This window comes from Thermobacillus xylanilyticus, assembly GCF_907165215.1.
Classification (GTDB): Bacteria; Bacillota; Bacilli; order Paenibacillales; family Paenibacillaceae; genus Thermobacillus; species Thermobacillus xylanilyticus.
In genome coordinates this window covers 48,794-60,169 of sequence record NZ_CAJRAY010000083.1, presented here as the reverse complement: position 1 = coordinate 60,169, position 11,376 = coordinate 48,794, and the positions used below count along the sequence as shown (strand labels likewise).

At 62.8% G+C, this 11,376-nt stretch carries 11 protein-coding genes and 2 pseudogenes; 6 read left to right on the top strand and 7 right to left on the bottom strand.

Going from position 1 to position 11,376, the window contains the following annotated elements:
- Together KJQ12_RS15585 and KJQ12_RS15580 are read left to right on the top strand one after the other, a co-directional pair.
- Positions 1-180 carry a hypothetical protein gene (locus tag KJQ12_RS15585; protein WP_015255623.1) on the top strand — a complete coding sequence of 60 codons (180 nt, stop codon included), beginning with the start codon at positions 1-3 and terminating at the stop codon, positions 178-180.
- Between the two features lie 5 nt (positions 181-185).
- Positions 186-1,301: a GerAB/ArcD/ProY family transporter gene (locus KJQ12_RS15580; protein WP_213485707.1), complete on the top strand. Its 1,116-nt coding sequence runs from the start codon at positions 186-188 to the stop codon at positions 1,299-1,301.
- 7 nt (positions 1,302-1,308) lie between these two features.
- Here the strand turns inward: KJQ12_RS15580 and KJQ12_RS15575 are convergent, their stop codons facing one another.
- Genes KJQ12_RS15575 through KJQ12_RS15555 form a run of 5 tightly spaced genes read right to left on the bottom strand, consistent with a single transcriptional unit; the run spans position 1,309 to position 6,888 of the window.
- Positions 1,309-2,193 carry a VOC family protein gene (locus KJQ12_RS15575; RefSeq protein ID WP_213485705.1) on the bottom strand — a complete coding sequence of 295 codons (885 nt, stop codon included), beginning with the start codon at positions 2,191-2,193 and terminating at the stop codon, positions 1,309-1,311.
- Between the two features lie 13 nt (positions 2,194-2,206).
- Positions 2,207-3,427, bottom strand: a complete 1,221-nt coding sequence (locus KJQ12_RS15570; RefSeq protein ID WP_213485703.1) for an acyl-CoA dehydrogenase family protein — start codon at positions 3,425-3,427, stop codon at positions 2,207-2,209.
- On the bottom strand, positions 3,424-4,146 hold the full coding sequence (locus tag KJQ12_RS15565) for an ABC transporter ATP-binding protein (RefSeq protein ID WP_213485701.1): 723 nt from the start codon (positions 4,144-4,146) through the stop codon (positions 3,424-3,426). Before KJQ12_RS15565 ends, KJQ12_RS15570 begins: the two co-directional genes overlap by 4 nt.
- Before the next feature lie 14 nt (positions 4,147-4,160).
- On the bottom strand, positions 4,161-5,033 hold the full coding sequence (locus KJQ12_RS15560; RefSeq protein WP_213485700.1) for an ABC transporter ATP-binding protein: 873 nt from the start codon (positions 5,031-5,033) through the stop codon (positions 4,161-4,163).
- Between the two features lie 13 nt (positions 5,034-5,046).
- Positions 5,047-6,888 carry an ABC transporter permease gene (locus KJQ12_RS15555; RefSeq protein ID WP_244860649.1) on the bottom strand — a complete coding sequence of 614 codons (1,842 nt, stop codon included), beginning with the start codon at positions 6,886-6,888 and terminating at the stop codon, positions 5,047-5,049.
- Between the two features lie 25 nt (positions 6,889-6,913).
- Between KJQ12_RS15555 and KJQ12_RS15550 the strand changes: the two are divergent.
- From KJQ12_RS15550 to KJQ12_RS15540, 3 genes and pseudogenes are all read left to right on the top strand, one after another.
- Positions 6,914-7,012: pseudogene (locus KJQ12_RS15550) on the top strand (winged helix-turn-helix transcriptional regulator); the annotation flags it as partial.
- A 320-nt stretch (positions 7,013-7,332) separates the two neighbouring features.
- A complete protein-coding gene (locus KJQ12_RS15545; RefSeq protein WP_041853919.1) occupies positions 7,333-7,728 on the top strand; it encodes a nucleotidyltransferase substrate binding protein in 396 nt (131 codons plus the stop codon).
- A complete protein-coding gene (locus KJQ12_RS15540) occupies positions 7,725-8,078 on the top strand; it encodes a nucleotidyltransferase family protein (RefSeq protein WP_213485698.1) in 354 nt (117 codons plus the stop codon). Before KJQ12_RS15545 ends, KJQ12_RS15540 begins: the two co-directional genes overlap by 4 nt.
- On the opposite strand, the gene KJQ12_RS15535 is transcribed toward KJQ12_RS15540, so the two are convergent.
- Together KJQ12_RS15535 and KJQ12_RS15530 are read right to left on the bottom strand one after the other, a co-directional pair.
- Positions 8,065-9,831 carry a glycoside hydrolase family 2 protein gene (locus tag KJQ12_RS15535; RefSeq protein WP_213485696.1) on the bottom strand — a complete coding sequence of 589 codons (1,767 nt, stop codon included), beginning with the start codon at positions 9,829-9,831 and terminating at the stop codon, positions 8,065-8,067. The two genes, KJQ12_RS15540 and KJQ12_RS15535, sit on opposite strands and share 14 nt — an antisense overlap.
- A gap of 72 nt (positions 9,832-9,903) precedes the next feature.
- Positions 9,904-10,017: pseudogene (locus tag KJQ12_RS15530) on the bottom strand (RICIN domain-containing protein); the annotation flags it as partial.
- 262 nt (positions 10,018-10,279) lie between these two features.
- Between KJQ12_RS15530 and KJQ12_RS15525 the strand changes: the two are divergent.
- A complete protein-coding gene (locus tag KJQ12_RS15525) occupies positions 10,280-11,368 on the top strand; it encodes a GntR family transcriptional regulator (RefSeq protein WP_213485693.1) in 1,089 nt (362 codons plus the stop codon).
- Positions 11,369-11,376: the final 8 nt, after the last annotated feature.

Here is an 11,376-nt window from a genome sequence, read left to right as displayed (position 1 = left end):
ATGAAGAAGCGCATGACGAGGGAGCGGATCGCCGCCCTCGTCCTGACCCTTGCGGGCGTCGCGCTGGCGGCCGCGCTCGCATACAACCCGCGGATGCCGGGACCGTCGCGGATGGTCGACTGGATGTTCCGGCCGGCGGTCGTCATGATCGAACAACTGAGCGCGAAACGGAGCGGATAGGCGCCATGATCGAAAAAGGGAAAATTTCCGCCCTTCAGATGGGCAAGATGATTTATCTCGCTATCACCCCCACAGCCATTCTCACCGCGTCGGGCATCTCCTTCAACTTCGCGCGGCAGGATCTGTGGCTGTCGCCCGTCTGGGCCTTCAGCGGCGTCATCGCCGTGCCGGTCGTGCTTGGACTTAACCGGATGTTCCCCGATCGGAGCGTCGTCCAGACGCTCCGGGACACCGTCGGCCGGCTGCCCGGCTGGGTGATCGGGGGCGCGCTCTGGCTGTACTATCTCTACATCAGCGGGATCGTTCTGCGGGAATACGGCGAGTTCGTCGTCGGCGCTTTCCTGTCCGACACCCCGCTCATCGTCGTGCTCGGCAGCCTGGTGCTGGTGTGTGCGCTCGCCGTGCGGGGCGGAGTGGAGATCGTGGGGCGTTTCGCCGATCTTTTTCTCCCCGCTTTTCTCCTGCTGTTCCTGTTGATCGTGCTGCTCATCATCCCGGACCTGCACATCACGTACATGATGCCGATTCTGGGGGACGGCATCCTGCCCTCCATGAAAGGTTCGCTGGTGCTGCAAATCTGGTTCGGGGAGCTGTCCATCGCGTGGTTCTTCCTCCCCCATGTCTCCGATCGGGAAAATGCGAAGAAGAGCCTCTGGATCACGTTCGGCGCGATCATCCTGACGCTGGTGTTGTCCAACCTGGTGACGCTGCTCTTGCTCGGCGAGCTGACGGGCGGTTATTCGTTCCCGTTCCTGATCCTCGCGCGGTACATCGATCTGGCCGAATTTTTCGCCCATCTGGAGGCACTGTTCATGGCCATCTGGGTGCTCGGCGCCTTCGTGAAAATTTGCGTGTTCTTCTACATCACCGTGATCGGCGCCGCGGAGTGGATGAACCTCGCCGACTACCGGCCGATCGTGTTCCCGGTCGCCCTGCTGCTGACGCTGTTCGGCGTCTGGGTTGCGGCGAACTATCAGGAGATGACGCACACGATCTCCACGTCCCTCATCCCCTTGTCGTTCACGATGTTCATCGTCCTGCCGGCGCTTATCTATGCCATTGCCCGCATCCGCAGGCCGGGAAGCGGCAACCGTTACAGCTCCGGCCGAACGCGGAAGTAACAAACCTTCAACCTTTGATGAGAATCAGCCGTGCACCCGCCGCTTCCGCCGGATCGATCTGGACGGCGCCCGACGCGGACGAGCGGATGAAGCGGACGCCCCTCGCTTCCAGCGCGCCAGCGGCCGCGTCGGGATCGGGCACCGTGAGCACGACGCCCCGCAGGCCGTATCCCCGCCGGGTGACGAAATCTTGCAGCGGACTGTCCGCGGAGTTGGGCGCGATCACCTCGAGCTGCCCGTCGGACAGCGGAAAGAACACGCGGTCCCCCTGGCGGCTGGGGCAGACCGACTGCTCGCCGACGCGCCGAAGGCCATAGCCGTCGCGGAAGCAGGCCTCCCCTTCCTCAAGCGTCGGGAACACCACTTCCAGCCGGTCAATGCGCCCGTAGCCGAGCGGATGGGGATGCGGCGGCCGGTCGCCGAACAACCGGTTCCGCAACGCTTCGCCGTCTTGGTCATGCCGGATCAGGAACGGATTGACGCCGTTTCCCCCGGACACGTCGGCTTTGCGCCAGCCCCTGCGCTTGCCGCCCGGGGTCTCCAGGACACCTTCCCGCGGCTCTTCGATCGTCAGGGACGTGAGCTTCGCCGCGGCGCGCGACCGGAACCCTTCCACATCCGCGTCCAGGTCGTCGCTGGCGAAGGCGAAACTGAACAGCCCCTGACCGAATTGCTCCAGATGCCGCACCAGTTCCGGCCATGCGGCCGCCTTGTCGCGGACGGCGATCAGCTCCAGATATCCGGTATCGAGCACCGCCAGACGGTTGGCGGTTCCCAGCCCCGGATGGGTTCCCCCTTCCGTAATGTGGAACCCCAATCTTTCGTATTGTTTCGCGGCTTCATCGAGATCCGTCACGGCGATGAGCACATGATCCACATGGGTAATCGACATGGAAAAGCCTCCTTTACCGGCTGAATTCATGTTCTTGTACGGATTTCCTCGCCGCAGCTTCCTTCAGCGCCGCATCGGCGAGCGCGGCCAACGCGGCGTCGTCCATCGGCGGGTTGCTCAGCCCGGCGCGGACGTCGCGGTAGAAGCGCTCCAGCGGCAGGCTGCGGCTCAGACCCGCGATCCCCGCGATGCGCATCGCCCGGTCCACGATCCGGATCGCGTGGTTGGTGGCGATCATCTTGCCGGCGCCGAGCAGCGGCACCAGCCGGTCGCGCTGTTCCGGCTCGCCGTCCCACCGCTCGGCGAGCGTATAGAGCAGCGACCGGGCGGCCAGAAGATCGTGGTCGATTTCGCCCAGCAGCGCCCGAATGCGGGGAACTTCGGCGATCGTGCCCGGCAGCGTGCTGACTTTTCGCGTCAGCGCGTAGTCGAGGATGAAATCTCGGGCGGCCTGGGCGATGCCCAGATAAATCGAAGGAATGATCAACCCCCATCCGGCGCCGCCGCCGGCGTTCACCTGGCACGTCCGGCCCGGACCGAACGGCTCCACCAGCGCTTCGGGCGGAAGATGCACGTCGCGAAACTCGACGTCATGGCTGCCGGTCGCGCGCATGCCGAGCGAATCCCACGTGTCCAGAATGCGGATGCCGGGAAGATCCATCGGCACCAGAAACCAGCCTCCGCCTTCCTCGCCCTCGATCCCGGCGGATACGACGGCGTACCGGAGCACGGGCGCCATCGAAAGGAAGCTTTTCCTTCCGTTCAGCACCCATCCGGAGCGGGTGCGGCCGGCGGTCGTGAACGGCCGTCCGCCCCGCGACGGGCTGCCGGTCTCCCGCTCGCTGGCCGCCGAGTTGATCAGGGCGCCGTGCTCGACCGCCTCCCGGCAGATCCGCTCGAAAACATCCTCCGGCCACGTGCGGGCTTCCGCCTGCTTGCCGATCACGCAGAGGTGCCAGCCGATGGACAGCGCCGTCGCCGGTTCTCCCGCGGCCAGCTTCTCCTGCGCCGTAATCGTTTCGGTCAGGGTGGCGCCGAGGCCGCCGAGCCGTTCCGGAACGGTGAGGACGTGGTAGCCGGCGCTCCGCAGCATGTCATAATGCTCATACGGAAACGTATTGTCCCGGTCGTGCCGGCTCCCGTCGCGGGCCAGCCGTACCGCGAGCAGCTCGGCCAGGGCAAGAAACCGTTCCTGGCGGCCGGTGCGGACGAACAGCTGCCGAACGAGCGTCATATCGCCTTCCCTCCCAGATAGGCGTTCTCCACCAGCGGGTTGTCCAGCAGCTCCGCTGCCGTCCCGGACAGCGTCACGACGCCGTGACGGAGAACATACCCGCGATGGGCGATCTGCAGCGCTGCGCGCGCGTTCTGTTCGACCATGAACACGGTCGTGCCCTGCCGGTTGATCGTCTGCACCAGTTCCAGCACCCGGTCGACCCACAGGGGAGAAAGCCCCATGGTCGGCTCATCCATGCACAGCACGCGCGGCTTGCCCAGCAGCGCCCTGGCCATGGCGACCATCTGCTGCTCGCCTCCGGAGAGGGTGCCCGCGGCCTGGTTCAGCCGTTCCCCGACCCGTGGGAACAAATCGAGGAGCCGTTCCAAGTCTTCCGCGACCTGCCGGCGGTCTTTGCGGAGATAGGCGCCGAGCAGCAGATTTTCCCGCACGGTCATGAACGGAAACAGGCGGCGCGCTTCCGGCACGGAGCGGAGCCCCCAGGCGACGCGTCGGGGCGTACCCCACTGCGTCGCGTCCTCCCCGGCGAGCAGCACGCGGCCGGAGCGCGGCCTGACGAGCCCGAAGATCACTTTCATCGCGGTGGATTTGCCGGAGGCGTTGCCGCCGAGCAGGCAGGTGATTTCCCCGGGGTAAATGTCGAGGCACAGATCAAAATGCGCCTGCACCGCCCCGTAGAACGTGTTCACGTTTTCCAACCTCAAGACCGCTGTCATCCCGCTTCCCCCTTTCACGCCTGCAACGACGGTTCAAGCACGGCGCCGGCGCTTGCGGCGGCGACCCCGTCCTGTTTTTTGCCGACATAAGCCTCGATGAGCCGCGAGTCGGAACGCACCGTTTCCGGCGTGCCGGACACGATCACCTCGCCGGCATCGAGCGCCACCACCCGGTGGGCGACCGCCATCACGAGCTCCAGCTTGTGCTCGATCAACAGCATGCTTTGGCCCCGGCGCTGAAGCTGCAGAATCACTTCCGACATTTCGTCGGTCTCCGTCGGGTTCATGCCCGCCGTCGGTTCGTCGAGCAGGAGCACCCGCGGGCGAAGGGCGAGGGCCCGCGCCAGCTCCGTCCGCCTGCGGTTGGCGTAGGAGAGCGAGTAAGCCGGCTGGTGAAGCCTCGGAAGCAGCCGGTCGCCGAAGAAGGACAGAATGTCCCGGACCTCCTCCGTCAGCTCGGCTTCCATCCTGCGGAAACGGCGGGGCTGGATGATGCTCCAGGCGATTTCCCGCAGCGCCGTCAGCACCCCTTCGCCCGGCCGGGAACCCGAGCCGGTCAAATCTTCAAGCCGCGTATGGGCGCCGAGCAGCACGTTTTCCAGCACGGTGAGATTGCCGAAGACGCGCCCGTTCTGGAACGTGCGGGCCAGCCCGCGCGCCGCGGCGAGATGGGCGGGCAGCCCGTCGATGCGCTGCCCGTCCAGCACGATTTCCCCGTCGTCCGGGCGGTCTTCGCACGATATCAGGTTGAACAGCGTCGTCTTTCCGGCGCCGTTCGGGCCGATCAGGGCGACCGTCTCCCCTTCCTCAAGCTCGAAGCTGACGCCCTTCAAGGCGTGCAGGCCGCCGAAATGCTTGTGTATGCCGCGCACGGATAACAGACTCACGGCGCCGCCTCCTTCACGTAGTGGAATTGAGCAGTCCGTACGGACGGAAACGCAGCATCCCGATCAGCAGAAGCCCGTACAGGATGTACCGGTATTCGCCGAGGAACCGGATCGTCTCCGGCAGCACGATCAGGATGACGGCTCCGATCACGGCGCCGCCCACGTTGTCCCGTCCTCCCAGGATGATCATGGTGAGCACCTGAATCGAGAGCGCGAATGTGAACGTGTCGGGCGCGATATAGGAATAGGAGTGGGCCAGCAGCACGCCCGCAACCGCCGCGAAGAAGGCGCTCACCCCGAACGCGATGGACTTGTACCGGGCCAGGCCGATGCCGAACGCCCGCGCCGCCACCTCGTCTTCCCGCACGGCGCGCAGCGCCCGGCCCAGATGGGAGCGCGACAGCCGGTACACGGCCCAGACGCAGGCGAGAAGCGCCGCCAGGTCCAGCCAGTAGACGCCGGCCGCGGACCAGATCTCGTAGCCGAAGAACGCGGCGGGCTGAATGCCGCTGATGCCGAGCGGCCCCTGCGTCACCGAATCCCAATTGAGCGCGATCAGGGAAATCGCCTCGCCGAGCCCCAGCGTGGCGATGGCCAGGTATTGGCCGCGCAGCCGGAGGGCCGGGTAGCACAGCAGGACGCCGATCACCGCCGCCACGACGGGCGATACGAGCAACGACACGGAGAACGGCAGGCCGAGCCGACTGGTCAGGATCGCGGTAGCGTAGGCGCCCAGTGTCACGAATCCCGCGTGGCCGAGGGAAATTTGCCCCGTGGTGCCGGAAATCAGGTTCAGGCTGACCGCCATCAGGGCGAACACCCAGCCGATCGCCAGCACCTGCAGCGCATAAGGGTTCGCCACGAACAGCGGCAGCGCCGCGGCGAGCACCGCGGAAGCCGGAATCAGCCACCTCGGAAAACGAAGCGGGCGGCCATGGGGTATGAACGTGCCCGCGGTCGGCTCCGGATTGAGCGCCCGCCGCCCGGAGAGCAGCCCGTTGGGCCGGAACAGGAGCACCGCGATCAGCAGCAGCACCGCCACCAGGTTGCGGTAGCTGGAACCGAGCCATTCCACGCTGAACGTCTCCGCGATGCCGAGCACATAGGCGCCGAGAATGGCGCCCGGCACGTTCCCGAGTCCGCCGAGCAGCGCGGCGGTCGTTCCCTTGAGGGTGGCCGAGGCGCCCATCGTCGGGTAAATGTTGCTGAAGTACAGCCCGACCAACAGTCCGCTGAGGCCGGCGAAAGCGCCGGAGAGCGCGAAGGAATACCGGTTTACCCGGTTGACGTCGATCCCCATCTGCAATGCCGCGTCGCGGTCCTGGGCCGTCGCCCGCACCGCCCAGCCCGCGCGGCTGCGGTACAGGAACAGATGGAGCAGAAGCGCCGTGCCGACCCCGCACGCCAGAATGAACAGATCGAGCAGCGACACCGTGCCCGCCCCCAGCCGGATGTGCCATTGCGGCAGCGGATTGGGAAGCGCCTGCGTCTGGGGCCCCCAGATCACCTGGGCGGCGTTGTCGATGATGAGTCCGGCGGCGATGGTCGTCAGCAGCAGGATCGTGCTGCCGGCCCGGGCGAACGGCCGGACCGCCAGCCGCTCCAGCGCCAGACCGAGCAGGGCGCTGCCGGCCAGCACGAGCAAGATCACGGGAACGAGCGGCCAGTGCAGCCAGGTTATCGCCATCCACCCGATATAGGCGCCCGCCATATACACCGAACCGTGGGCAAAGTTGACCACGCCGGCCACGCCGTAAATCTGCGTGATGCCGATCGCGGTCAGCATGTACAAGTTGCCGATCACCAGGCCGTAATCAACTGATCGAACATGGCCGTTCTTCCGTCTCCTTCTCATCCGGGATTCGTCAAGGCTGCCAGAGCGCCTGCTGGAACAAAACGGGGTCGTGCGCCGCGAGGTGTTCCCGACCGTCCCGGTGACCGTGGAATATTCGCTCACCGAGAAAGGCCGGGATTTTCATAAATCCGCCGTCCCGCCGCGCAATGCTTCACGGAAGACGATCTTGCACAGAACCGCAAGTTCCATCTCCCCGAACGAGTCGTATAGCGCTTCTTACGCCTCTCCGTACAGACAGCCGCTCTCTACGTCGCCCGATTGCTCGAGCAAGCGAAGCGAAGCATGGGATGAAAAACCGCCCGCTGGCGAGGGAACGCGATGGACAAAACAAAATTTTGAACAAACAGCACGCTTCGAGGGTGATCGACTTTTTCCGGCCGTGCAAGTTATCATGGCCTTCATGCTATAATCGTGTTGGAACCTATATGAATGGGGCGATCCGCAATGTCTGCCGATATCCGGTGGAAGCAAAGATACGAAAATTTTGACAAAGCACTGGACAAGCTCGTGCAAGCGTTGACTGCAGAGCATTTGTCCGAGCTGGAGAGAGCCGGTGCAATTCAATACTATCAATTTACTTTTGAACTCGCCTGGAAAACATTGAAAGATTACATGGAAGAACGCGGCATCGATGCCAAGTTCCCGCGGGATGTCATCAAAGAGGCGTTCCGGTATGGCCTGATCGAAGACGGTGAACTCTGGCTGGATATGTTGCAAAAGCGGAATGTAATGGCGCACACCTACGATGAGAGCATGGCGGAATTGGCATTTGGGCTCATTCGTGACCGCTTTACAGCTGCTTTGAAACAAGTGCACGGCCGGCTGGGGATGGATCGATGAACACCTATGGCGTATCGCCGGAGTCTTTTCGGCTGATGTTGGAATCCTTCAGCAAGTATCCGCAGATTCGCGAAGTGGTTCTGTTTGGCAGCAGAGCCAAAGGAACTTACAAGAAGGGCAGCGACATTGACCTGGCCATCAAAGGCGACCGGCCGTTGCCCGATGTGGCCCTGAATTTGCAAGCGTGGTTGAACGAGGAACTTCCCATCCCCTACAAGGTGGATGTCGTGGACTATCATTCGCTGTCCCGCCAAAACCTCATCGAACACATTGATCGCGTCGGCATCAGCATCTATAAAAATGACTGCCGACAAGGTTTGTCGACAGTCAACACATTCAAGCCAGATTGATGGCGCGGATCTTGTCCGGATCGACCTTCGGCTTGCGGCCTTCGGTCAGCAGCCCGTTCGTCTCCTGCTGCACGTCCGTCAACTGCGTGTAGCAATAGCCGCAGATGTACGGCGTGGCCTTGATCGCGTTCGTTATCTTGCGATAGCGCTCGATGAACTCCTCCTCGTTCTTGACGTGGTTACCGTAGCCCCAGCCGCTGTCCGTCGTGAAGGCGATGCCGCCGTACTCGCTGATGATGATCGGCTGGCCGCGGTATTCGTAACCCCGCGCGAAGGCGTATTTGCCGTTGTTGAACGGCATCCGGTTGCCCAGAATCTCGTCCCGATTCGCATATCGCTCCAGAAAACGTGCGCCGTCCTCATCGTAGTCATGCAGCGTGAGGATGTCCGACACGGTGTGCTCCCAGCCGTCGTTCACCACGACCGGGCGGTACGGATCGATCGCCTTGGTCAGATGATAGATCGACTCGGTAAAATGCTGCTGCTTCCGGTCGGTGAAGATTTGCGGAATGCCCCATGACTCGTTGAACGGCACCCAGGTGACGATGCACGGATGATTGTAAAATTGCCGGACCAGGTCGAGCCATTCGCGCGTGAAGCGGTCCACCGCCTCGTCGTGGAACTCGTAGGCCGCGCCCATCTCGGACCAGACGAGCAGCCCTTTGCGGTCGCACCAGTAGAGATAGCGGGCATCCTCGATCTTCTGGTGCTTCCGCACGCCGTTGAAGCCCATGCGAAGCGTATATTCGATGTCTTCGAGAATCGCCTCCTCCGACGGCGGGGTCAGGTGCGTGTCGGGCCAGTAGCCCTGGTCGAGCAGCAGCCGCTGGTAGATCGGCGCGTTGTTCAGCAGGATCCTGCCGTTCTCGATGGAGATTTTCCGCATGCCGAAATAGGAATGGACGCGGTCCACCTCCCGGCCGTCCGAGAGCAGCACAAACTCTGCGTCGTACAGGTTCGGATGGTTCGGATGCCACGGCTTGATCTCCCATTCGCCGGCCGCTTCGCTGCGCAGGTCGAGCTCAAGCCCGAACCGCGCGCGTTCGACGGACATCCGGGTCTCGCGGATGCGCTTGCCTTCGAAGTAGACGCCGGTGACGAGCTGCAAGTCTCTGCCGGAGCCTGCGGTCGAATCCGGAAGGACGAAGTCGAAGCGCACGGACTCCTCGTCAAACTTCGGCGTAATCTTCACCGACCGGATATGGTCCGGTTCCACGAACTCCATCCAGACCGTCTGCCAGATGCCGGTCGTCTGCACATACCAGCAGCCGAAGTTGTCCTTGATCCAGCGCTGCTTGCCCCGGGGCTGCACGGTGGACGGGCTGTCCGTCACCTTGACGACCAGCCGGTTGTCGCCGCTTTCGCTTAAGTAAGGCGTGATGTCAAAAGAGAAGGCCGCGTAGCCTCCCTCATGCATCCCGACATAGTGTCCGTTCACCCACACTTTGGCCAGATAGTCCACCGCCTGGAAGTGCAGGATCGCCCGCTTTCCGCGGTACTCCTGCGGGATGGCGATCATCCGCTGGTACCAGACGACAGGGTGGAACGTTTCGTCGCCGATGCCGCTGGCCTTCGTCTCATAGGTGAACGGCACCGTGATCTTCCGGTCAGCCTTGAGTTCCCGCGGCCAATTCTCCCGCTCGCCGACTCCGTCGTCATCAAAGCGGAAATCCCATTCGCCATTGAGATTCATCCATGGCTCGCGTACAAACTGCGGTCTCGGGTAGTCCTTGATATATTTATGTTCTGCCATTCATGAATCTCCTTTGTCATGATTTGTCTGTTGGTCTGTCTGTTGGTATTGTCTCTCCGCATCGGCAGGCCGTCAAGGCGCCGTGAACTGCCACCGCTGCGGATCGAGCCCGTTGTCCGGCCATTGCCGGATGTTCGCGCCGTCATGCCCCGCTCCCTCCGACAAATCGAGCGCCTGGCCGGAGTGTAATAGCTGTCCCTCCTCCATTGTCCTTCATGCCCTGGCCCAAACTTGCAAGAACGCCCGCGAAGTCGGCCACCACCCCCGGTCCTGTATGCGTTTACTCTATTGCCATGATAGCGGTCCGGGCGCATAATTCATATACTATCCTTAGTATATTTTGGCTCGGATTCTGATCTTCTTCGCTATTCCGTACAAGCGGTTGCAGGTATAATGAGGGATGAACGATTTTGTTGCTTAGTATATTTTTCGGAGGTTGCGCCGTGGGATGAAATCAGTTCCGCTCTACCAGCAGATCGCCAATCATCTGCGTGAGCAAATCTTGTCCGGCAAACTGCGTCCGGGCGACCGGGTGCCGTCCGAGAAGGAGCTGGCCCAATATTTCAACGTCAGCCAGATCACGTCGAAGCAGGCGCTGGCCGTCATGAGCGACGAAAATCTGGTCGTGCGCATCAAGGGGAAGGGAACGTTCGTGGCGGGGAGGAACGGCACGGACATCCTGCACTCGATCCATTCCGGGTTCAAGGGCATCGTCGGCATCATTTTCCCGTCCATCACCATGCCCGTCGAGAGCCTGCTGTTCTTCCGGCTGCAATCCCGGCTGCATGAGCGCGGCTACCAGACGCTCATCCGGGTGACGGAGGACAAGATGGAGAAGGAGATCGAGGCGATCCGGATGTTCCAGCTGTTCGGCGTCCGCGGCTTCGTCATTTTCCCCGTTATGGAGGAGCACTACAACGAGGAGATTTTGAAGCTGAGCCTGGACAAAACGCCGCACGTGCTCGTCGACCGGTATTTGCCGAACATTACGAACAGCAGCGTGACGTCGGAGAACATTCAGGGCACGTTGGAAGCGATGGACTATCTGTTCCGCCAGGGACATGAACATATTGCGCTGCTGAACCAGGAGAGCCGGAACTCCAATACGCACGAACGCGCCCTCGGCTTCGAGCGCGCGTTCCTGGACCGGCAGCTGCCGATCGACAAAAAATATTGGCTTTACCTGAAACGGACATCGCGCGCGGACGACGAACGGGTGAAGCAGCAGATCGCCGCCTTCTTCAAGGCCAACCCGCATGTGACGGCGGTGTTCGCCGTCGACACCGTGCTCGCCCGCCTCGCGTATGCCGCCCTGGGCGAAATGGGCCGGCGAGTGCCGCAGGACGTGGCGCTCGTCTCGTTCGACGATCCGAAGCTCCCTTTCGTGCCGTATATCCAGCAGGACATCGACACCATCGCGGACAAAGCCGTCGAGCTCATCATCGAGCAGATGGAAGGCACGTACGTCCCGCGCCGCGAGACGGTGCCGGTCAAGTTCGTGGCGGATGTCGGCTATCCGACGCCCGAGGGGTTGTGACGCCGGCG